General features: G+C 67.0%; 21 protein-coding genes and 1 pseudogene. 10 read left to right on the forward strand and 12 right to left on the reverse strand.

Going from position 1 to position 21,817, the window contains the following annotated elements:
• Window positions 1-93: 93 nt before the first annotated feature.
• Complete coding sequence (locus tag BN973_RS03335) at window positions 94-1,026, forward strand: LysR family transcriptional regulator (protein ID WP_036471989.1); 933 nt, start codon at window positions 94-96, stop codon at window positions 1,024-1,026.
• On the opposite strand, the gene oxc is transcribed toward BN973_RS03335, so the two are convergent.
• A complete protein-coding gene (oxc, locus tag BN973_RS03340) occupies window positions 1,010-2,764 on the reverse strand; it encodes an oxalyl-CoA decarboxylase (RefSeq protein WP_036465894.1) in 1,755 nt (584 codons plus the stop codon). The two genes, BN973_RS03335 and oxc, sit on opposite strands and share 17 nt — an antisense overlap.
• Window positions 2,765-3,000: 236 nt before the next feature.
• On the opposite strand from oxc, the gene BN973_RS03345 reads away from it, so the two are divergent.
• Complete coding sequence (locus BN973_RS03345; RefSeq protein ID WP_036465896.1) at window positions 3,001-4,581, forward strand: FadD7 family fatty acid--CoA ligase; 1,581 nt, start codon at window positions 3,001-3,003, stop codon at window positions 4,579-4,581.
• A gap of 25 nt (window positions 4,582-4,606) precedes the next feature.
• On the opposite strand, the gene BN973_RS03350 is transcribed toward BN973_RS03345, so the two are convergent.
• The 3 genes from BN973_RS03350 to BN973_RS03360 form a co-directional block, all read right to left on the reverse strand.
• Window positions 4,607-5,077: a DUF2231 domain-containing protein gene (locus BN973_RS03350; protein ID WP_036465897.1), complete on the reverse strand. Its 471-nt coding sequence runs from the start codon at window positions 5,075-5,077 to the stop codon at window positions 4,607-4,609.
• 43 nt (window positions 5,078-5,120) lie between these two features.
• The gene (locus tag BN973_RS03355) at window positions 5,121-7,298 is read right to left on the reverse strand and encodes an elongation factor G-like protein EF-G2 (protein ID WP_036471990.1); all 2,178 of its coding nucleotides are present in this window, start codon (window positions 7,296-7,298) and stop codon (window positions 5,121-5,123) included.
• Window positions 7,299-7,429: 131 nt separating this feature from the next.
• Window positions 7,430-7,858: a TIGR03668 family PPOX class F420-dependent oxidoreductase gene (locus BN973_RS03360; RefSeq protein WP_036465898.1), complete on the reverse strand. Its 429-nt coding sequence runs from the start codon at window positions 7,856-7,858 to the stop codon at window positions 7,430-7,432.
• Window positions 7,859-8,004: 146 nt separating this feature from the next.
• Here BN973_RS03360 and BN973_RS03365 point away from each other — a divergent pair, with 146 nt between their 5' ends.
• The 5 genes and pseudogenes from BN973_RS03365 (at window position 8,005) to BN973_RS03380 (ending at window position 13,133) form a co-directional block, all read left to right on the forward strand.
• Window positions 8,005-9,084, forward strand: a complete 1,080-nt coding sequence (locus BN973_RS03365) for a S1C family serine protease (protein WP_036465899.1) — start codon at window positions 8,005-8,007, stop codon at window positions 9,082-9,084.
• Window positions 9,085-9,193: 109 nt separating this feature from the next.
• On the forward strand, window positions 9,194-10,990 hold the full coding sequence (treS, locus tag BN973_RS03370) for a maltose alpha-D-glucosyltransferase (RefSeq protein WP_036471991.1): 1,797 nt from the start codon (window positions 9,194-9,196) through the stop codon (window positions 10,988-10,990).
• A 2-nt stretch (window positions 10,991-10,992) separates the two neighbouring features.
• Window positions 10,993-11,067 (forward strand): annotated as a pseudogene (locus tag BN973_RS31345) (16S rRNA (guanine(966)-N(2))-methyltransferase RsmD); the annotation flags it as partial.
• Window positions 11,064-12,413, forward strand: coding sequence for a maltokinase N-terminal cap-like domain-containing protein (locus tag BN973_RS03375; protein WP_036465901.1), 1,350 nt, complete (start codon window positions 11,064-11,066; stop codon window positions 12,411-12,413). The pseudogene BN973_RS31345 and the gene BN973_RS03375, both read left to right, overlap by 4 nt.
• 39 nt (window positions 12,414-12,452) lie before the next feature.
• Window positions 12,453-13,133 (forward strand): YoaK family protein, encoded by a 681-nt coding sequence (locus tag BN973_RS03380; RefSeq protein WP_036465903.1) that lies wholly within the window; start codon window positions 12,453-12,455, stop codon window positions 13,131-13,133.
• Between the two features lie 55 nt (window positions 13,134-13,188).
• Here BN973_RS03380 and ag85C read toward each other — a convergent pair whose 3' ends face one another.
• From ag85C to BN973_RS03405, 5 genes are all read right to left on the reverse strand, one after another.
• Window positions 13,189-14,184: a diacylglycerol acyltransferase/mycolyltransferase Ag85C gene (gene ag85C / locus BN973_RS03385; RefSeq protein WP_036465905.1), complete on the reverse strand. Its 996-nt coding sequence runs from the start codon at window positions 14,182-14,184 to the stop codon at window positions 13,189-13,191.
• A gap of 216 nt (window positions 14,185-14,400) precedes the next feature.
• Window positions 14,401-15,228, reverse strand: coding sequence for an ABC transporter permease (locus BN973_RS03390; RefSeq protein ID WP_232232017.1), 828 nt, complete (start codon window positions 15,226-15,228; stop codon window positions 14,401-14,403).
• Entirely contained in the window at window positions 15,218-16,042 is an 825-nt protein-coding gene (locus tag BN973_RS03395) for an ATP-binding cassette domain-containing protein (protein ID WP_036465907.1), read from the reverse strand. Before BN973_RS03395 ends, BN973_RS03390 begins: the two co-directional genes overlap by 11 nt.
• Entirely contained in the window at window positions 16,039-16,500 is a 462-nt protein-coding gene (locus tag BN973_RS03400; RefSeq protein WP_036465909.1) for a MarR family winged helix-turn-helix transcriptional regulator, read from the reverse strand. Before BN973_RS03400 ends, BN973_RS03395 begins: the two co-directional genes overlap by 4 nt.
• 58 nt (window positions 16,501-16,558) lie before the next feature.
• A complete protein-coding gene (locus BN973_RS03405; RefSeq protein WP_036465911.1) occupies window positions 16,559-17,056 on the reverse strand; it encodes a metallophosphoesterase family protein in 498 nt (165 codons plus the stop codon).
• A 35-nt stretch (window positions 17,057-17,091) separates the two neighbouring features.
• Here BN973_RS03405 and BN973_RS03410 point away from each other — a divergent pair, with 35 nt between their 5' ends.
• On the forward strand, window positions 17,092-17,547 hold the full coding sequence (locus tag BN973_RS03410; protein ID WP_036465913.1) for a MaoC family dehydratase: 456 nt from the start codon (window positions 17,092-17,094) through the stop codon (window positions 17,545-17,547).
• Window positions 17,548-17,650: 103 nt separating this feature from the next.
• Here the strand turns inward: BN973_RS03410 and BN973_RS03415 are convergent, their stop codons facing one another.
• Together BN973_RS03415 and BN973_RS03420 are read right to left on the reverse strand one after the other, a co-directional pair.
• The gene (locus tag BN973_RS03415; protein WP_036471993.1) at window positions 17,651-18,943 is read right to left on the reverse strand and encodes an acyl-CoA dehydrogenase family protein; all 1,293 of its coding nucleotides are present in this window, start codon (window positions 18,941-18,943) and stop codon (window positions 17,651-17,653) included.
• A 145-nt stretch (window positions 18,944-19,088) separates the two neighbouring features.
• Window positions 19,089-20,180 carry a F420-dependent hydroxymycolic acid dehydrogenase gene (locus tag BN973_RS03420; RefSeq protein ID WP_036465915.1) on the reverse strand — a complete coding sequence of 364 codons (1,092 nt, stop codon included), beginning with the start codon at window positions 20,178-20,180 and terminating at the stop codon, window positions 19,089-19,091.
• Between the two features lie 77 nt (window positions 20,181-20,257).
• Between BN973_RS03420 and BN973_RS03425 the strand changes: the two genes are divergently transcribed.
• Both BN973_RS03425 and BN973_RS03430 read left to right on the forward strand, forming a co-directional pair.
• Complete coding sequence (locus BN973_RS03425; protein WP_036465917.1) at window positions 20,258-20,443, forward strand: hypothetical protein; 186 nt, start codon at window positions 20,258-20,260, stop codon at window positions 20,441-20,443.
• A gap of 29 nt (window positions 20,444-20,472) precedes the next feature.
• Window positions 20,473-21,078, forward strand: a complete 606-nt coding sequence (locus BN973_RS03430) for a GNAT family N-acetyltransferase (protein ID WP_036465918.1) — start codon at window positions 20,473-20,475, stop codon at window positions 21,076-21,078.
• Between the two features lie 3 nt (window positions 21,079-21,081).
• Here the strand turns inward: BN973_RS03430 and BN973_RS03435 are convergent, their stop codons facing one another.
• Window positions 21,082-21,756 (reverse strand): TetR family transcriptional regulator, encoded by a 675-nt coding sequence (locus BN973_RS03435; protein WP_036465920.1) that lies wholly within the window; start codon window positions 21,754-21,756, stop codon window positions 21,082-21,084.
• Between the last annotated feature and the right edge of the window lie 61 nt (window positions 21,757-21,817).

Here is a 21,817-nt window from a genome sequence, read left to right on the forward strand (position 1 = left end):
TTGAGCTGGATCATTGTTCGACGGTCGAGGCGACATTGGCCGGTGGGCCGGCGACGGGCTAACCTCAGGTGCCGCCAGACCGAGGAGGTGCGGGTGCTCTTTCGCCAGCTGGAGTACTTCGTCGCGGTCGCCCAGGAGCGGCACTTCGCCCGGGCCGCCGAGAAGTGCTACGTTTCGCAACCCGCGCTGTCCGCCGCGATCGCCAAGCTGGAACGGGAACTCAATGTCACGCTGATCAACCGCGGGCACAGCTTCGAAGGCCTCACTCCCGAAGGCGAGCGACTGGTCGTGTGGGCCAAGCGGATTCTGGCCGAGCACGACGCGTTCAAGGCCGAAGTGGACGCCGTGCGATCGGGGATCACCGGGACGCTCCGGCTGGGCACCGTGCCCACCGCGTCGACGACGGCGTCTTTGGTGCTTTCGGTTTTCTGTTCGGCACATCCCTTGGTCAAGGTGCAGATCAATTCCCGATTGGCCGCCACCGAACTGTACCGGAGGCTACGGGAATTCGAGCTCGATGCCGCGATCGTGCACGCAGCACCCGACGAGGCAGCCGATGTGGATCTGGTGCCGCTTTACGCCGAGCGCTACGTGCTGTTGTCGCCGGCGGACATGCTGCCCCCCAGTGCATCGACGTTGCGTTGGCCGGATGCCGCGCAGCTGCCGCTGGCATTGCTCACCGCCGACATGCGCGACCGTCAGATCATCGACGAAGCCTTCGCCGGGCACGGCATCATCGTCAGCCCGCAGGTCGAAACCGACTCCGTGGCTTCACTGCTCGCGCAGGTCGCTTCGGGTAACTGGGCGTGCATCGTTCCGCACACCTGGTTGTGGACTTCGCAGCTGGGCGCCGAGATCCGTGCGGTCGAAATGGTCGACCCGGTCGTGACAGCCGATATCACGTTGGCCACCAATGCTTCCGGTCCGGGATCACCGATGGCCCGAGCGCTTGTCGCCGCGACGCAAGAGCTTTCGCTCGACGAGTTTTTCAACGCCCAGCTGCGGGGTGTTACGCACCGGCGCTGACCGCGGGCTGCCGGTTGGCCGCACTGGACGGGTTGAGGCTTGCCAGATGTCCGCTCTCCACCCCGGCTGCCGGGTCGAGTTCGCAGTCGATCAGCGACGGTCCGCCCGACGCGAGCGCCTCGCTCAGCGCCGACCGCAGCTCCGCCGGGGTCGTGACGTGATACCCCTTGCCGCCGAATGCTTCTGCGAGCAGCTCGTGCCGTGCGCCGGCGTTGAGCACGGTAGGGGCGGGACGGTCGCCGGTGGGCTCTTCGTCGCCGCGGTACACCCCGCCGTTGTTGAGGATGACGACCGTCACCGGCAGCCGGTAGCGGCAGATGGTCTCGATCTCCATGCCGCTGAACCCGAATGCGCTGTCCCCTTCGATCGCCACGACGGGCCGGCCCGTCTCGACGGCGGCGGCGATCGCGTAGCCCATGCCGATGCCCATCACGCCCCAGGTTCCGGTGTCGAGGCGGTGGCGCGGCAGCTCCATCTCGATGACGTTGCGGGCCAGGTCCAGCGCATTGGCCCCCTCGTTGACCAGATAGACATCCGGATGCTTTTGCAGCACTGAACTGATCGCGCCGAGCGCGTTGTAAAACCGCATCGGGTGCGGATTCTCGGCAAGACGCGCGTTCATCTTGGCGTCGTTGCGCGCTCGGCGGTCTGCCAGCTCGTCGGTCCAATCCGTCGGCACGGTGATCGGGCGGGTGGCCAGGCCGTCACGCAACGCGAACATCACCGAGCCGATGTCGCCGGCCAGCGGCGCCACGATGGGCTGGTTGCTGTCGAACTCCGAGGCCGCGATGTCGATTTGGACGAACTTGGCGTCGGCGGCCCATTGCGGCGACTCGCCATGGCCGAGAAGCCAATTCAGTCGCGCGCCGACCAGCAATACCGCGTCGGCGCGGGCGATGGCAAGTGAGCGTGCGGCCGCCACCGACTGGCGATGCGAATCCGGCAGCAGCCCTTTGGCCATCGACATCGGCAGGAACGGAATCCCGGTGGATTCGACGAAATCGCGGATCACCGCGTCGGCCTGCGCGTAGGCGGCGCCCTTACCGAGCACGATCAGCGGCCGGCGCGCCCGCGCGAGCACGTCCAGCGCGCGATCGATCGCCTCCGGCGCCGGCAGCTGGCGGGGTGCGGGATCGATGACGCGCCAGACACTCTCGGCACCATCGGCGGCGTCCATGGCCTGACCCAGCACCGTGCCGGGGATGTCGAGGTAGACACCGCCCGGCCGCCCGGAAACGGCGGTCCGTATCGCGCGCGCGATGGCGAGCCCGATGTCCTCGACCCGCTCGACCCGGTAGGCCGCCTTCACGAACGGCCGCGCGGCGTTGAGCTGATCCAGGTCCTGGTAATCGCCGCGCTGCAAATCGACCAGGGCCCGATTGCTGGAACCCGAGATCTGGATCATCGGGAAACAGTTCGTGGTGGCGTTGGCCAGAGCGGGCAGACCGTTGAGAAACCCCGGCCCGGATGTCGTCAGGCACACTCCGGGGCGACGGGTGAGAAACCCCGCCGCCGCGGCGGCGTGGCCCGCGGACGTCTCTTGCCGGAAACCGATGTACCGCATCCCGGAGGCCTGCGCGACCCGGGCCAGGTCGGTGATCGGGATGCCGACGATCCCGTAGATGGTGTCGATGTCGTTGGCCATCAGCGCGTCGACGACGAGGTGGAAGCCGTCGGTCTGGGGCGCGTCCGCCAACCCGTCCGGCGCAGCGATGGATGATGCCGACGGTGTGGTCATGTCCCGACTCCTCGAGTAGCTGTGCCTATCGTCTTTCACTGTGGTCCGCGCCCCCGCCGCTGTCCAAGACCCAGCCACTATGCAGCGATTCACGGTGGTTATCGATCCCCGGTCCAACCCATCGATAGTCGCCGATTATCGATCGTGAGCGAAACGGTATTGGACGAAGGGCGAGGTTTCTCGGCATCGTGCAATCGGGTGCTGTACACATGCGAGAAAGCGGAGGGACTACGGCGATGTCTGACTCGACCACCACGGCCACGGGGTTGGCCGACGAATCCCCGAGCATCGCCGATCTGGTCGCCGCGGCGGCCATCCGCCAGCCCGAGGCGACGGCACTCGTTGCCACCCCCGATCGTCGGCCCGTCGGCTACGGCGAGCTGGTCCGGCTGGTCGACGACCTGGCCAAGCGGCTCAAGGACGGCGGCCTGCGGCCGGGGGACCGGATCGCGCTGCGGTCCGGCAGCAACGCCGAATTCGTCGTCGGCTTGTTGGCGGCTTCCCGTGCCGGGCTGATCGCGGTTCCGCTGGACCCGGCGTTGCCCGTCGGCGACCAGCGTGCCCGCAGCGCGATGGCCGGCGCGTCAGTCGTGCTCGTCGACGCCGAAGGCCCCGGCGATCAGCAAGAGCCGGGACTGGCGTGGTGGACGATCGCGGTGACCGTCGGCGGGGTCGGCGCCCCCTCGTCGGTCAGCCTGGATGCGCCGGCGGCGCCGAGGGACGACGTGACGACGCCCGCCGGCCTTCAAGACGACGACGCGATGATCATGTTCACCGGTGGCACCACCGGCATGCCGAAGATGGTCCCGTGGACCCACACGAACATCGCCAGTTCGGTGCGGGGCATCATCGGCGCCTACCAGCTGGGCCCGGCGGACGCGACGGTCGCGGTGATGCCGCTCTACCACGGCCACGGTCTGATCGCCGCGCTGCTGTCGACCTTGGCATCCGGCGGGACGGTGCTGTTGCCCGCGCGCGGGAAGTTCTCGGCGCACACCTTCTGGGACGACATCAACGCCGTCGGAGCCACCTGGTACACCGCGGTCCCGACGATTCACCAGATCCTGTTGGAACGCGCCAAGACCGAGCGGCCGGCAGCCGGACGTGCCGGGCTGCACTTCATCCGCAGCTGCAGCGCTCCGCTCACCACGGAAACTGCCCGGGCGCTGCAAGAAACCTTCGGCGCGACCGTGGTGTGCGCGTTCGGAATGACCGAAGGGACCCACCAAGTCGCCACCACGGCCATCGACCAAGGCGAAAACCCAGCCGAGACAACAGGTCTGGTCGGAAAGTCGACGAGCCCGCAGATCCGCATCGTCGGGTCCGACGGTCAAACCCTGGCGGCCGAAGCCGTCGGCGAGGTCTGGCTGCGCGGCCCCACCGTGGTGCGCGGCTACCTCGGCGATCCGTCGATCACCGCCGCGAACTTCACCGACGGCTGGCTGCGCACCGGCGATCTCGGATCGCTTTCCGCTGCGGGCGATCTGAGCATTCGTGGCCGGATCAAGGAACTCATCAACCGCGGCGGCGAGAAGATTTCGCCGGAACGCGTGGAAGGCGTGTTGGCCGGCCACCCCGGCGTCTTGGAGGTGGCGGTGCTCGGACTGCCGGACACGATGTACGGCGAGACGGTGGCCGCGGTGATCGTCGCGCGGGGAGCGACTCCGCCGAGCGCCGGGGAGCTCACGGAATTCTGCCGGGGCCGGCTGGCGCCCTACGAGGTGCCCGCCACCTTCCTGGACACCAACGAGCTCCCGCACACCGCCAAGGGCTCGTTGGACCGCCGCGCCGTGGCCCAGCAATTCGGCGGAGCCTGACGCCGAGAAAGACCGTGCGGCAACCTCACTGGCCCGATGTCACGTTTCCCCACGCGGCACGCGCGCCCGAATCGCCGACTCGATAGGTCTGCACCAGGGTGGCCACGGCGGCGATGACCACCAGCGCCCCGACCGCGGCGTGCAGGGTGAGCTTCATGTCCACGCCGTGCGCCTCGCGAACGTGCAGCACGGCCAGCACCGTCACCGTCGCCGCCAGGGCCGCCACGACGTAGATCAGGGTGGAGCCGAGTTGCTCGTGGTTGGTCAGCGCCGGCGACGGCGCACCGACTCGGGCCGACAACCAGACCCCCGACGTGGTCGTCAACGGCGTCAGGACCAGCGTGCCCACCGCCAACAGGAGAACCAGCCAGATCAGCCGGCGTCGCGCCGCGGGCCACACCACACACAGGATCGCCAGAACCGCGGTCAGCGGACCCAGGACGACGACGAAATGATTGAGCAGAATATGGGCAGGCAGTCCATTGAATGTCGACATGCTCGAATCCGGGGCTCCCAATCTGGCTGACTATCAGGTGCTTTCACACAGTAGCCGCCAGCCGCGCCGCGGCGGACTCCGGCATCGGTTCGTAACGGACGAACGAACGGGTGAAGGACGCGGCGCCGTGCGCCAGCGAACGCAAGTCGATCGCGTACCGGGTCAGCTCGACCTGCGGCACCTCGGCGCGCACCACCGTGCGGTCCTGGCCCGCGGTATCGGTGCCCAGCACGCGGCCGCGCCGGCCCGACAGGTCGCCCATCACCGCACCCACGAAATCGTCGGGCACCAGCACCGAGATCTCATCGATCGGCTCGAGCAGCGTCACCTTCGTCGCGGCGGCCGCCTCGCGCAGCGCCAGCGAACCCGCCATCTGAAACGCGAAGTCCGAGGAATCCACGCTGTGGGCCTTCCCGTCGAGCAGGGTGACCCGGATGTCGACCATCGGGTAGCCGGCGTGCACGCCCTTCTCCATCTGCGCGCGGACACCCTTCTCCACACTCGGGATGAATTGGCGTGGGATCGCGCCGCCGACCACCTTGTCGACGAATTCGAATCCGGAACCCTCCGGCAGCGGCTCCACGTCGATGTCGCACACCGCGTACTGGCCGTGGCCGCCGGACTGCTTGACGTGGCGGCCGTGGCCTTTTGCCTTGCCGCCGAAGGTTTCCCGCAGCGGGACACGCAGTTCCACGGTGTCCACGGTGACGCCGTACCGGTTGGCCAGTGCCTCGAGGACGACGCCGGCGTGCGCCTCACCCATGCACCACAGCACGATCTGGTGTGTCTCGGAGTTCTGCTCGATCCGCAGCGTCGGGTCCTCGGCGGCCAGCCGGCCCAGCCCAACCGACAGTTTGTCCTCGTCGGTCTTGGCGTGCGCCGCGATGGCGATCGGTAGCAGCGGTTCGGGCATGGCCCAGGGTTTGAGCACCAGGGGTTCGGCCTTGTCGGACAGGGTGTCGCCGGTTTCGGCGCGGCTCAGCTTGCCGATCGCGCAGATGTCGCCGGCCACCACCTCGAGTGCGGGCCGCTGCTGCTTGCCCAGCGGGAAGGACAGCACCCCGATGCGTTCGTCTTCGTCGTGGTCGGGATGGGTGTTGCCCAGGGAATCCGAGCCGTTGGTCTCCCCGAAAAAGGACGAAAAATGGCCCGACACATGCACCGTCGTGTCGGGCCTGATGGTCCCGGAGAACACCCGGACCAGACTCACCCTGCCGACGTACGGGTCAGACGTCGTCTTCACCACCTCCGCCAACAGGGGCGCCGCGGCGTCACAGACCAGCTCGGCATGCGGGGCGCCGTGCGGCGTGAACACCTCCGGTATCGGATGTTCCATCGGAGACGGGAAACCGCGGGTGGCGACCTCGAGCAATTCCAGGGTGCCGACGCCGGTGGTGCTGCAGACCGGGATCACCGGGAAGAACGATCCGCGGGCAACGGCGCGCTCCAGGTCGTCGATGAGCACGGCCTCGTCGATCGCCTCGCCGTCGAGATAGCGATCCATCAGCGACTCGTCCTCGGATTCTTCGATGATTCCCTCGATCAGCGTGCCGCGCGCGTCCTCGATCCGGTCGGCGTCCGAGGGGTCCGGCGGCTCGATCGTGCGGGTGCCACCGGCATAGTGGTAGCGCTGCTGCGACAGCAGGCCGATCAGTCCTTCGCAGTTGTTCGGGGCGGTCGGCAGGTAGAGCGGTAAAACCTTGTCGCCGAAGGCGTTCCGAGCGGCCTGCAGTGCTTGGGAGTAGTTCGCTCGGGCATGGTCGAGTTTGGTGATGACCACCGCGCGGGGCATGCCGACCTGACTGCATTCTCCCCAGAGCGACTTGGTCGGCTCGTCAATACCGTCGCAGCCCTCGTTGGCCGCGATCACGAACAGTGCGCAATCCGCGGCGCGCAATCCGGCGCGCAACTCGCCGACGAAGTCGGCGTATCCGGGTGTGTCGACCAGGTTGACCTTGATGCCGCCGTGCACCAGGGAGGCCACCGCGACACCCACCGACCGTTGTTGGCGGATTTCGGCGTCGTCGTAGTCGCAGGTGGTGCTGCCGTCGGTCACCGATCCCGCCCTGGTCAGTACGCCGCCCGCGACGAGCAAGGCCTCGACCAGCGTCGTCTTGCCACCGCCCGACGGGCCCACCAGGACGATGTTGCGGACATCGCCGGGACAGTTCACGGCGGGAGCGGCCCCCGTGCCCGCCGAAGCGTTCGCCTTGTCTGCCATGACCTTCTCCACTTCACTCGGTCGGGCACGGTGTGTCCTAGCTCACAGAACGTATTACGCAACCTTTCTCCCAACTGCCGCCCAGCACAAGGCCACCGGCCGGGCGCAGTTGCCGGCCGCGAGGTGCTGGATCAGGCGTGCCAGCTCGCCCAACGGTGCACGGTTATCGCGATGACCGGACCGTTCAGCGAAACCGATTGGTACTGACGGTATTTGGCACGCAACAGTTGGTAGCCGGTGTGTAGCGCCGCGCCGTCGGTATGAATGGCGGCCGCCCCGTCGGCCCGGACCCACCATAACTGCGTCCACTCGTCGGCGTAGTGGTCGACGAGCAGGCTGACCTGCGGGTTGCTGGCGATGTTCGCCAGCCGGCGCAGCCGATGTGTGCTTTTCGGTTTCGCGTCGATCGCGGTGTATACCGTGTCGCGAGAGCCTTCTGAAGAGGCCTCCAAGACGGCGAAAACCACCGGCACGAGGTGCGGTTTTCCGTCTGCCGAGCTGGTGGCCAGGCGTGCCACCGGGGACTGCGCGAAGCTGACTTTGGGGTCGAATTCGCCCACCGTCCCAGCTTAGGGGCGCAATAGCCATCAGCGTTCCGTGCGGCCTGAACTAGCTACCTGCATTACGGTGAGGTACACAAATTGTGCGGTCCAGACGTTGAGGCTGGGCCGCTTCTGGTTCACACCCCGACGCAGGGAGGTACGGGATGAGCAAAGGGCACCCCCGCTCAGTCTGGTGGTCATGGTCGGTCAGCGTGCTGGCTGTGGTCGGACTGGGCCTGGGCCTGACCACCGTCCCGGCTGCCGCCACTACACCCGGGCCGTCCACCCCGGCGCAGGACCGGTTCCGCGACGCGCCGATGTTCCCGCTGGATCCCGGTGCGATCGCCGCGCAGGTCGGACCGCAAATCGTCAACATCAGCACCCGGTTCGGCTACAACAACGCGATCGGGGCCGGAACCGGAATCGTCATCGATCCCGGCGGCGTGGTGCTGACCAACAACCACGTGATCTCGGCCGCCACCGACATCAGCGCGTTCGACGTCGGCAACGGTCAGACCTACGCCGTCGATGTGATCGGCTACTCCCGCAGCGCCGATATCGCGGTGCTGCAGCTTCGGGGTGCGGGCGGGCTGCCCGCCGCTGCGATCGGCGGTGGCGTCGCGGTCGGCGAGCCGGTCGTCGCCCTGGGCAACACCCACGGCCAGGGCGGCGCGCCGAGCGTCGTGCCCGGCAAGGTCGTCGCGCTCAACCAGACCGTCTCGGCCACCGACACCCTCACCGGCGCCGACGAGACGCTGGGCGGATTGATCCAGGCCGACACCGCGATCAAGCCCGGCGACTCGGGTGGCCCGTTGGTCAACAACGCCGGACAGGTGGTCGGGGTGGACACCGCCGCCACCGACAGCTACAAGATGTCCGGCGGCCAGGGCTTCGCCATCCCGATCGGCCGCGCGATGGGCGTGGCGAATCAGATCCGGTCCGGTGCCGGCTCCAATAGCGTGCACATCGGGCCCACGGCCTTCATCGGCATGGGCGTCGCCGAGAACGGCGGCAACGGTGCGCGGGTCCAGCGCCTGGTCGACGGCGGTCCGGCAGCGGGGAGCGGAATCGCGCCCGGCGACGTCATCGTCGCGGTCGACAACGTGCCGATCAACGGTCCCACCGCGATGACCGACGTACTCGTCCCGCACCACCCCGGCGACGTCATCACGCTGCACTGGCGCGCCGCCGCGGGCGGCGACCGCAGCGCACCCGTGACATTGGGAGACGGGCCGCCGGCCTGATCCGGACGCGCATACTGCCTGGCCCGCGGCCAATTCGGTTGCCGGGACGGCAGATTAGCTGCGGGATTTCGATCTGCCCGCCTCGGGTACACGTGGCATCGTGGAATTGATGGACGACGCGAACGACGCCTCGAAAAAGGATTCCGAGCACGATCCCGCCGGAGGTAGTCACGTCGAGGGGGGTGTGGTCGAGCACCCCAACGCGGAGGATTTCGAGATCGCGGCCTCTTTGCCGGCCGATCCGACCTGGTTCAAACACGCGGTGTTCTACGAGGTGTTGGTCCGGGCATTTCTGGACGGCAATGCCGACGGTTCCGGTGACCTGCGCGGGCTGATCGGTCGGCTGGACTATCTGCAATGGCTCGGGATCGACTGCATCTGGCTGCCGCCGTTCTACGACTCGCCGCTGCGTGACGGCGGCTACGACATCCGCGACTTCTACAAGGTGCTGCCCGAGTTCGGCACGGTCGAGGATTTCGTCGACCTCTTGGACGCCGCCCACGAGCGGGGTATCCGCGTCATCACCGACTTGGTCATGAACCACACATCGGAGTCACACCCCTGGTTTCAGGAGTCGCGCCACGATCCGGACGGCCCCTATGGCGACTTCTACGTGTGGAGCGATACCAGCGAGCGCTACACCGACGCCCGCATCATCTTCATCGACACCGAGGAGTCGAACTGGACGTTCGACCCGGTGCGCAAGCAGTTCTACTGGCACAGGTTCTTCTCGCATCAGCCGGACCTGAACTACGACAACCCGGCCGTGCAGGAAGCGATGATCGACGTGCTGCGCTTCTGGCTCGATCTGGGGATCGACGGGTTCCGGCTGGACGCGGTGCCATACCTGTTCGAGCGCGAGGGCACCAACTGCGAGAACCTGCCGGAGACGCATGCCTTCCTCAGGCGGGTCCGCAAGGTCGTCGACGACGAGTTCCCGGGCCGGGTGCTGCTGGCCGAGGCCAATCAGTGGCCGGCCGACGTCGTGGAGTACTTCGGCGACCCCAGCACCGGCGGCGACGAATGCCACATGGCGTTCCACTTCCCGCTGATGCCGCGGATCTTCATGGCGGTGCGGCGCGAGTCGCGGTTCCCGATCTCGGAGATCCTCGCGCAGACACCCGAGATCCCGGACATGGCGCAGTGGGGAATCTTCCTGCGTAACCACGACGAGCTGACGCTGGAAATGGTTACCGACGAAGAACGCGACTACATGTATGCCGAGTACGCCAAGGACCCGCGGATGAAGGCCAACGTCGGGATCCGGCGCCGGCTGGCGCCGCTGCTGGACAACGACCGCAACCAGATTGAGCTGTTTACCGCGCTGCTGCTGTCGCTGCCCGGCTCGCCGGTGCTCTACTACGGCGACGAGATCGGCATGGGCGACGTGATCTGGCTGGGTGACCGCGACGGGGTGCGCACGCCGATGCAGTGGACCCCGGACCGCAACGCCGGCTTCTCCAAGGCCAACCCCGGCCGGCTGTATTTGCCGCCCAGTCAGGACCCCGTCTACGGCTATCAGGCCGTCAACGTCGAAGCCCAGCGCGACACCTCGACGTCGCTGCTCAACTTCACCCGCACGATGCTGGCGGTGCGCCGCCGGCACGACGCCTTCGCCATCGGAACCTTCGAGGAACTCGGCGGATCGAACCCGTCGGTGCTGGCATTTTTGCGCCAGGGTCCCGACCGTGGCGACCTCAAAGGCGACATCGTGCTGTGCGTCAACAACCTGTCGCGGTTTCCCCAGCCGATCGAGTTGAACCTGCAGCATTGGAGCGGCCACACGCCGATCGAGCTGACCGGGCAAGTGGAGTTCCCGCGCATCGGCCATCTGCCCTATTTGCTGACACTGCCGGGACATGGGTTCTACTGGTTCCAGCTGTGCGCGGCGGAGGAGAACGCATGATTCGCGCCCACGACGATGCAGTGGGGGTACCTCCCGCTTGCGGGGGACGAAGCGATCAGGAGGAGTGGCGCTCATGACACAGTCAGCCAAGCTGCCCTGGGCCGAATGGCTGCCGCAGCAGCGGTGGTACGCCGGGCGCAATCGCGAGCTGTCCAGCGCCGAGCCCGGACTGGTCGTTCCCCTGCGCGACAACCTCGAGCTGGTGCTGGTCGACGCCACCTACACCACCGGCCCGGCCGAGCGGTATCAGGTATTGGTCGGGTGGGACGCCGAGCCCGTCACCGAGTACAACACCGTGGCCACCATCGGTTCAGCCGACGGCCAGACCGGCTATGACGCGCTGTATGGAACGGACGGCCCGCGGTATTTGCTCTCGCTGCTCGACGAGTCCGCGGACCGCGATTCCGACGGCACCGAAGTGGTGTTTCGCAAGGAGCCGGATGTCACGCTGCCGCTGGACGCCTGGCCGCGGGTCGCCGACGCCGAGCAGTCCAACACCAGCGTCATCTTCGACCGGGACGCCATCTTCAAGGTTTTTCGCCGCGTCAGCAGCGGCATCAACCCCGACATCGAGCTGAACCGGGTGCTCGGCCGCGCCGGCAACCCCAACGTGGCGCGGCTGTTCGGCACCTACGAGATCGCCGGGGCCGACGGCGAGGACTCGGCGTGGCCGCTGGGCATGGTCACCGAGTTCGAGGCCAACGCCGCCGAAGGCTGGGCCATGGCCACGGCCAGCGTTCGCGACCTGTTCGCCGAGGGTGACCTGTACGCGCACGAGGTCGGCGGCGACTTCGCCGGCGAGTCCTACCGGCTCGGAGAGGCCGTCGCGTCGGTGCACGCCACCCTGGCCGAATCCCTCGGAACCGCACAGTCGCGGTTCCCGGTGGACAACGTGCTGGCCCGGCTGGCGTCGACCGCGGCGCTGGTTCCCGAGCTGGCCGAGCACGCGGCCACGATCGAAGAGCGCTTCGGCAAGTTGGCCGGCGAGACGATCACCGTCCAGCGCATACACGGTGACCTCCACCTGGGCCAGGTGCTGCGCACCCCGGAGAGCTGGTTGCTGATCGACTTCGAGGGCGAGCCCGGCCAGCCGCTGGACGAGCGACGGGCCCCGGATTCGCCGCTGCGCGACGTGGCCGGTGTGTTGCGGTCGTTCGAGTACGCCGCCTACGGCCCGCTGGTGGATCACGAGGGCGACAAGCAGTTGGCCGCGCGCGCCCGGGAGTGGGTCGAGCGCAATCGCACCGCCTTCTGCGACGGCTATGCGGCCGCGTCGGAAACCGATCCCCGGGATTCACCGCAGCTGCTCGCGGCGTACGAACTCGACAAGGCCGTGTACGAGGCCGGCTATGAGGCGCGGCACCGTCCGGGATGGCTGCCGATCCCGTTGCGGTCCATCGCCCGGCTCACCGCGGTCGAGTAGGTTTCTGCGCCCGCGGCAGGCGTCTGAAAGCATGTCCGGGTGGCGAGTGAGATTTTCGACAGCGAGGCCCGATTGTCGTGGGTGCTGGCCGGGTTGGCCGGTGTGCTGGGGGCGACGGCATTCACGCACTCCGAGGGGTACTTCGTCACCTTCATGACCGGGAACGCCCAGCGCGCGGTGCTGGGTTTTTTCCGGCATGACGTGCTGCTGTCGATATCGGCAGGCGTGCTGATGCTGTGCTTCGTCATCGGCGTGGTGGTGGCCTCGGTGTGCCGTCGCCGATTCTGGTCGGCGCATCCGCACGGCCCGACCGTGTTGACCACGTTCAGCCTGATCACCGCCACCGTGCTCGACGTGCTCGAAGAAGGTTGGCAGGAGAACATGCTCGATTTTGCGCCGATCATGCTGGTGGTGTTCGGCATCGGCGCGTTGAACACGTCGTTCGTCAAGAACGGCGAGGTGTCGGTGCCGTTGAGCTATGTGACCGGCACGCTGGTCAAGATGGGCCAGGGCATCGAGCGGCACATCGCCGGCGGAACGGCCGCCGACTGGCTCGGGTACTTTCTGCTGCTGGCGAGTTTCATGCTCGGCGCGGTCGTCGGTGGCTGCATCAGTCTGGTGGTCAATGGCACCTGGATGTTGGTGGTCGCCTCGGGCGTGTGCGCGTTTACCACCGCCATCACGTATTTCCACCTGGACCGGCGCGCCGTCCTCGACTGATCCACCAAAAAGCATCGGCAGCGCTGCCGCACTGCCGATGCTTTTTGTTGGCGTGTCAGGCGGCGGGGGCCGCGCCCGTGTTCAGCACCTGCAGCATGTCGGGCTTCATCGCCATCAGCTGCTGGTTCCAGTAGGGCCACGAGTGCGTCCCGTTGGCGGGGAAGTTGAACACACCGTTGCGCCCACCCGCTGCCACATAATTGTTCTGGAACTGCTCGTTGGTGCGCAGCGTGAGGCCCTCGAGGAACTTCGCCGGCATGTTGTCGCCGCCGAGGTCGCTCGGAGTGCCGTTACCGCAGTACACCCAGACGCGGGTGTTGTTGGCGACCAGCCGCGGAATCTGCAGCATCGGGTCGTTGCGCTTCCACGCCGGGTCGGTCGACGGGCCCCACATGTTGTTGGCGCTGTAGCCACCCGAGTCGCTCATCGCCAAGCCGATCAGCGTCGGCCACCAGCCCTCGGACGGGTTGAGGAAGCCGGAAAGCGAAGCAGCGTAAGGGAATTGCTGCGGGTAGTAGGCGGCCAGGATCAGCGAGGAGCCACCCGACATCGACAGGCCGACGGCGGCGTTGCCGAACGGCGACACCTGCTTGTTGGCCTGCAACCAGAGCGGCATCTCCTGGGTCAGGAAGGTCTCCCACTTGTAGGTGTAGGTCTGGCCGTTACTGGCCGACGGCTGGTACCAGTTGGTGTAGAAGCTGGACTGACCCCCGACGGGCATCACCACCGACAGTCCGGACTGGTAGAACTCCTCGAACGCCGGGGTGTTGATGTCCCAGCCGTTGAAGTCGTCCTGCGCCCGCAGACCGTCGAGCAGGTACACGGCGTGCGGGCCGCCGCCCTGGAACTGGACCTTGATGTTGCGGCCCATCGACGGTGATGGAATCTGCAGGGTCTCCACTGGAAGACCCGGCTTCGAGAACGCCCCCGCAGTCGCCGAGCCGCCCACAACCGCGACCAGACCGGACAACAGGGCAGCGCCTACAACCGCGATAGCCAGCCGGCGCGGCAAGATCGTTGCGGCGCCACGCAACTTCTCAACGAATGTCATAGCTCTTACCCATCCCAACTTTCATCTGCCGCATTTGCGCGGTGGAATCTGTTCTCGGGGAGTCAAACACAGCGGGAGGAGCTAAACCGTTCGTCGCGGCCGGGCCGACAGATCGCGGTTCGCTAACGATTGAGAGTCGGGCAGACATCGTCACATTGCGGTCACGATCGGCTCTCGATTCGGCGCACGGTGGTTGCCGACCGTCGCGGATGCCGCCTAGGCGACCAGACGCCGTAAAAGCGTTGACGCCGTGGCAATTCCGAGCACCGCGGCGACGAGCGACACGACGAGGTCCAGCGGGTGCAGCGGGGTGCCGATCAACAGCGCGCGCAGTGCGTCGACTTCGTAGCTCAGCGGGTTGACGGTGCTCAGCACACGCAGCCACGAGGGCATCACGTCGACCGGGTACAGCGCGTTCGACGCGAAGAACAGCGGCATCGTGATGGCCTGCCCGATTCCCATCAGGCGGTCGCGATTGCGGACCAGCCCGGCCAGCGTCATCGACAGGCAGGCGAAGAACGCCGCACCGAGCATCACGGTGGCCATGGCCGCCAGGATGCGCAACGGATTGACGGTCAGGGGAACCCGCATCAGGTAGGCCAGCGCCAGCACGCCGACGACCTGGGCGACCGAGCGCACCCCGGCCGCGAAGGCCTTGCCGGTGATCAGCGCCGACGCCGGGGCCGGGGTCACCATCAGTTTGGCCAGCACGCCGGCGTCTCGATCCCAAATGATCTGTATGCCATAGAAAATCGAGATGAACAGCGCCGACTGCGCGATGATGCCCGGCGCCAGGAAGGCCAGGTAGGACACCGATCCGGTGTTGATGACATGCAACTTGCTGAATGTCGTCCCGAAGATCAGCAGCCACAGGGCCGGTTGCACCATCCGGGTGACGAGTTCGGTGCGGTCGTGCTGCAGCTTCTGCAGTTCGACGATCGCGAACGCGCCGATGCGGCCGAACGTCGCGCCGGCCCGCCGCCATCCGTGCGGTGCGCGCACCAGGATGGCCGCCGGGATGTCGCAGCCGCGATCAACCGGCACGGCTGGCAACCTTTCTGCTGGAACGGATTTCGCGGAAATCGGACGATGACTCGTCGCCGCGCAGCTCGGTGGACGCGTAGTGGCGGAACACGTCCTCGAGCGTGGCGCCGGGCGAGACCTTGGATATCCGGGCCTTCAGCTCGGTCGGAGTGCCCACCGCGCGCAACACGCCGCGGTGCAGCAGCGCCACCCGGTCGCACAACGCGTCGGCTTCCTCCATGTAGTGCGTGGTCAGCAGCACCGTCATGCCGAACTGGGCCTGCATGGTCTGCACCTGAGTCCACACGCCGTCGCGCGCGATCGGGTCCAGTCCCACCGTCGGCTCGTCGAGCACCAGCAGCGACGGGCGGTTGACCAGCGCCTGCGCCACTTCCAGGCGGCGCACCATGCCGCCGGAGTACGTCCCCGCCAGCCGGTCGGCCACGTCGAGGAGCTCCATGGCCTCCAGTGCCTGCGTGACACGGTCGGCGCGCTCGGCGCGCGGTACGCCGTAGAGCCGGGCGAACCATTCCACGTTTTGCCGGCCCGTCAGTGCGGGCTCGATCGAAAGTTGTTGCGGGACATACCCGATATTGCTGCGGATGTCGACGGTCTGGCGCCGGGAGTCCAGCCCGAAGATGCGCAGCTCACCGTGTTGCACGGGGGTCAGCGTGGTCAGCATCCGCACCAGCGTCGTTTTTCCCGCGCCGTTGGGCCCGAGCAGGCCCATCGTCTCGCCGGGCCGCACCGTGAGGGTGAGGTCGTCGACCGCGGTGAACCGGCCGTAGTGGAAGCTCAGGTGCCGGCAGTCGATCGCCATCGGTAATTTCGTCATCGCCGTCTCTCCTGTAATCTGCGGGCCACTACGTCGAGGACCTCCAACCCCTTTGTCAGAGAATCGATTTGGTCGTCATCGAGTTCGTCCAGCACCTCGGACAGCAGCGCGCGTCGAGCGGCCCGCGATGCGTCGACGATCTGCTGGGTGGGCTCGGCGAGGCGTAGTTGGCAGGCGCGACGGTCGGTCTCGTCGACGGTCCGGATCAGCGAGCCGTTGGCCACCAGCTTGGAGACCATCGTCGAGGCGGTGTTGGGAACCAGCCCGAGTTCGCCTGCCGCGGCGCGCACCGAGATCCCCGGCCGCCGCCCCACCAGCCAGAGCAGCTCCGCCTGAGATTCCGTCAACCGCGCCGAGTCGAATCCCCGGCCGGCGGACCTGCGAAGCTGGCGGCGGAACCGGCCGACGACGCCGAACACGTCGGCGACCAGGTCGGTGTGCGATCGCAGTGCTTGCATATATATCTCTGTTTACGAGCTATATATGTGTGCAAGCTGTGCAGGGCCTTTATCTGCGCTACTTCTGCAGGTGGTGCAGCATGACGTCGGTCACCGCGCCGTGAGCGACGCTGGTCGTCATGTAGCTGCAGAACGGTTGGCGGCGACGATCCGTCGGGGAGCCCGGGTTGAGCAGCCGCAGCCCGGTCTCGGTGGTGGTATCCCACGGGATGTGGCTGTGCCCGAACACCAGCACGTCGCTGTCCGGGTAGAGCCGCGACATCCGGGCTTCGCGGCCGGACGAGGCGCCGGTTTCGTGCACGACCGTGAAGCGCACGCCCGCCAACGTCACGTCCGCTCGCTGTGGCAGTCGCGCCCGCAGTGCCGGCCCGTCGTTGTTGCCCCAGCAGCCGACCAGGCGCGCGGCCCTGGATTCCAGTTCGTCGAGCAAGCCGAGCGATATCCAGTCACCGGCGTGGATGACGGCGTCGGCCCGCTCGACTTCCTCCCACACCCGCGCCGGCAGATCGCGGGCGCGTTTCGGGACATGGGTATCGGCAATCAGCAGCAGCCTCACGAGTTCTATGCTTACCCGCGAGCAGAGGAGAAAGCATGCGCACCTTCGAGTCAGTCGCCGACCTCGCCGCCGCCGCGGGGGAGACCATCGGGCAAAGCGACTGGGTGACCATCACTCAGGAAGACGTCAACCTCTTCGCCGATGCGACCGGCGATCACCAATGGATCCACGTCGACCCGGAACGGGCGGCCGCCGGTCCCTTCGGCAAGACCATCGCCCACGGGTACATGACCCTGTCGCTGCTGCCGCGGCTGCAACACCAGATGTACACCGTCAACGGCATGAAGCTCGCAATCAACTACGGCCTGAACAAAGTTCGCTTTCCCGCCCCGGTCCCGGTGGGTTCGAAGGTGCGGGCGACCAGTTCGCTGGTCTCGGTCGAGGACGTCGGCGGGGGAGCCGTGCAGGCGATCGTGTCGACCACGGTCGAGATCGACGGGTCGCCGAAGCCGGCCTGTGTGGCCGAAAGCATCGTTCGCTACGTGACCTAGCGGCGCCGCGCGCTCGCCGCGCGCGAGACTTAAACCATTGCGGGGTTTCTCGGCGTGTCGTCGACGTCGTTTAAGTGTCGCGACGGTCGGGCCGTGCGTGTCTCTAGAACTCGGCGATCGCGTGTTCCAGTCGTTGCGCCAGCCGGGCTTCGGCTTCGGCGCGCCGGGTCGGTATGTGTGCCGACGGGAAAGGCGTTGTCACAGGCTGGTATTCACGCAGCGTGCGGCGGGCTACCGTCATCTTGTGCAGCTCGGTGGCACCGTCGGCGATGCCCAGCGACTCGGCGGCCACCAGCATCTTGACGAACGGCATCTCGTCGGAGACCCCAAGGGCGCCGTGCAAGTGCAGGGCGCGCTGCGCGACGTCGTGCAGCACCTGGGGCATCGCGACCTTCACCGCGGCGATGTCACGGCGCACCTTGGAGTAGTCATGGTGCTTGTCGATCAGCCACGCGGTGCGCAGCACCAGCAGCCGGAACTGCTCGATCTGGATCCAGCTGTCGGCGATCTTCTCCTGAGTCATCTGGAAGTCGGAGAGATGGCCATTCCTGGTCTTGCGTGACACCGCACGCTCGCACATCATGTCAAAAGCCTTGCGCGCCAGTGCGATTGTACGCATCGCGTGATGAACGCGGCCGCCGCCGAGACGGGTCTGGGCGATCATGAATGCCGATCCCTCACCGCCCAGCACGTGATCGGCCGGGACCCTTACGTCGTTGTAACGGACGTAGCCGTGCGAACCGTGCTTCGACTCGCCTCCCACCCCGACGTTGCGGATGATCTCGATCCCCGGCGTCTCGCCTGGAACGATGAACAGCGACATCTTGTCGTAGGTGCGCGCGTCGGGCTTGGTGACGGCCATGACGATGAAGAACGACGCATGCTTGGCGTTGGAGGAGAACCACTTCTCGCCGTTGATGACCCAGTCGTCTCCATCGCGGGTCGCGCTGGTCACGAACATCCCGGGATCGGAACCACCCTGCGGTTCAGTCATCGAATAGCAGGAGGAGATCTCGCCGTCGAGCAGCGGCTGTAAATAGCGCGCCTTCTGCTCGTCGGTGCCGAACAGCGCGAGGATCTCGGCGTTGCCGGAATCCGGCGCCTGGCAGCCGAACACGGACGGGGCCCATCGGGAGCGGCCGAGGATTTCGTTGAGTAGCGCCAGCTTGACCTGGCCGAAGCCCTGACCGCCGAGCTCGGGCCCCAGATGCGCCGCCCACAGGCCCTGGTCCTTCACCTGCTGCTGCAACGGCCGCAGGATGCGCATCATCTCGGCGTTCTTCTTGTCGTACGGATCCAGGGCGACCAGATCGAGGGGTTCGAGCTCGTCGACCATGAACTTTTCCACCCAGTCCAGCTTCGCCTGGTATTCCGGGTCGGTTTCGAAGTCCCACACGGCGGCCAACCATTCCCCGGCGCACCGCGCCGGCATCCTAGACAACTGCAGAAGGAGCTACCCCATCGTAGATGCGGTCGGTCGCGGGCCGGTGCGTGTCTGGCTACGGAGACCGTCGGCGCGCGCAATCGTTTCTCGAAGCGGCCTAATGCAATTTGGGCAGGACGTAGTCGCGATAGAAGTTGATCGCGGCGATGGGGTCGCCCTGCGGGAAGTGCAGAAACGGTATGGCCCCGCCATCGAGAACCCATTGCACGGCCGTGACGTGGGTGGCGGGATCGGTGCCGACCGTCCAATTCGCCAGGACCTTCTCGATCGGGTTCGACTCGGCGGCCCGCTGAATTTCGACCGGATTGGGTTGATCGGCGGCCCCGGCGGTGAACCGCCACAGCGCCGCCGTGCGGGCGGCCTCCTCGCTATCGCCGACGACGGCGAACAGTTCGGCGCGCTTGGGAAAAGTCGCGGGATCTCGCCCGGCCGCGCGCGCACCGTCGCCCAGCGCGCCCAGCAGTTTGGCGTTCGTGAGATCGCGGGCCTGGGTGATCCAGCCGTCGCCGTATTGCCCTGCCAGCCTTGCGCTTTTGGGCCCACTGGCGGCGACGAAGATCTGCGGCGGGGCTTGCGGCAGGTCGTAGAGCTTCAGCGAGTTGGTCTGAAAATAGCGGCCCGCGAACGAGATTCGCTGACCGCTCCACAGCTGGCGGATCAGTTGGATCGCCTCGACCAGCCGGTCGTGACGTTCGGGGTATTTGCCCCACATGTTGGTGGCGGCCTGCTCATTGAGTCGTTCGCCGGTCCCGAGCCCCAAGAACACCCGGCCCGGACTCAGCATCGCCAGCGACGCAAAGGCCTGTGCCACGGTTGCCGGGTGGTAGCGGTAGGTCGGACAGGTGACGCCGGTGCCGAAGGAGATGCGGCTGGTGGCGCTGCCCACCAGCGCCAGCGTCAGCCACGGAAACATCGAGTGGCCCTCGTTGTCCTGCCACGGCTGGATGTGGTCGCTGGCCCAGACGTATTGAAAGCCGGCCTTTTCGGCTGCCTGCGCCTGCAACACCAGCTGGTCGGTGCGAAATTGCTCGTGCGACAAGATGATTCCGACGCCCTTGGTCACCGGCGGCGCAGTGGGGGGCGCGGCGTGGTGCTCGCGGGCGCATGCGCTGGCCAACGCACCGGCGCCGAGCACGCCGACGCCGGTCGCGATCTGCCCGAACGTCCGCCGGGAAAGACCATCCGTCACCGCACCACGGTACCCCTCGGTTGTACCGTCACACGCGTGTGCGTTTGGTGCGGGATGCGAATAGGAACTGGCAACCAATGGTGAGAAGCGATCATCCACACCGCGCTCCGCTGCGCAGCGTGAGCCTGATGTGCGGCGCAATTCTGCTGTGCTGGTTCGCCTCGACGATCGGCGTGCAGTGGCTTTCGATCTCCATTTACGCCCTGGGGGCCATCGCGGCTGTAACGGGTTTCGCCACGATGTTCCGTGGTTCGTCGTTCTAAGCCGGGTCGTTTGCCATTAGCCTGACGTCATGGCTCCCCAGGCACGTCCCGCACGCAAGGCCGACCTGCGCGAGTCGTCGGCCACCCTGAGCCGGGCCTTCTACGACGATCCGGTGATGACCTGGATATTTCCCAACAGCGCGACCCGGACCACGCATCTGACCCGGATGTTTGCCGCGATGACCCGGCACCATCACCTGCCGCTCGGCGGTGTCGAGGTGGCCCACGACGGAGCCGCGATCGGCGCGGCCGCCCTGTGGGATCCGCCGGGGCATTGGCAGGAATCGCGCTGGGCGCAGTTTGCGATGACGCCGGCCTTCCTGCGGGTGTTCGGCCTGCGCACGGGGATGGCACGGGGCATCCAGGACGTGATGAAGCGCGAGCATCCCGAAGAGCCGCACTGGTATCTGGCCGCGATCGGCAGCGACCCGGCGGTGCGCGGCCAGGGCTATGGCCAGGTGCTGATGCGGTCGCGGCTGGACCGCTGCGATGCCGAGCATTGCCCGGCCTATCTCGAGTCGAGCAAGCCCGAGAACGTGCCCTATTACATGCGGTTCGGCTTCGAGGTCACCCAGGAGATCCCGCTGCCGGGCGGCGGCCCACCGCTGTGGGCGATGTGGCGCGAGCCCCGCTGACGGTCAGGTGTTGCTTCGCCAGCCGGCGATGCCGATCGCGATCATGCGCAGCTGTTTGACGGCGATGCGCCGGATGTCTTCCAGCGCCTCGGCGGTCTGGGCGTCTTCGATCGCCTCGGCGATCACGATCATCGAGTTGACGAACAGCGTCGCCAGCACATTGAGGTCCTCGGTGCTCCACGCGTTGAGCCCGGGGAAGCGCGCCAGGTCGGTCGCCAGCTCCGAGGTGATCAACCGGATCTCGGTGCGGATCGCGTAACGCAGCACGCTCAGCCCGCTGTTGCGCTCGCGGCCGATCAGACGCCAGTGCTCGCGCCGGTCGGCGACGCTGGCGATCAGGATCTCGACCGACGACTCGATCACCCGGCTCGGGTCGAGCTTGCCGGCGCGCGCGTCGCGCAGGGTGTCGCGCAGGCTGCGAAACGACTCGTCGATGAGCACCAGCCCGAGGGCCTCCATCGACTCGAAGTGTCGATAGAACGCCGCGGGCACGATCCCGACCTCACGGGTCACCTCGCGCAGGCTCAGGGCAGAAAAGCTGCGGTCCTGCAGCAATTTGAGCGCCGCGGCGATGATGGCGCGCCGAGTGGCTTCTTTCCGCTCTTCGCGCGAGGGGCTTTCCCGGGAACGCTCGCGGCTGGAACGGTGCGGCCGTGAGCTAGGAGTACGACCGTTCACTGTGTGAAGCTTACCACAGAGCTGGGTTAACCCTTGACTAGCCATGCTCATTGGCAGGACG

This window comes from Mycobacterium triplex, assembly GCF_000689255.1.
GTDB lineage: Bacteria > Actinomycetota > Actinomycetes > Mycobacteriales > Mycobacteriaceae > Mycobacterium > Mycobacterium triplex.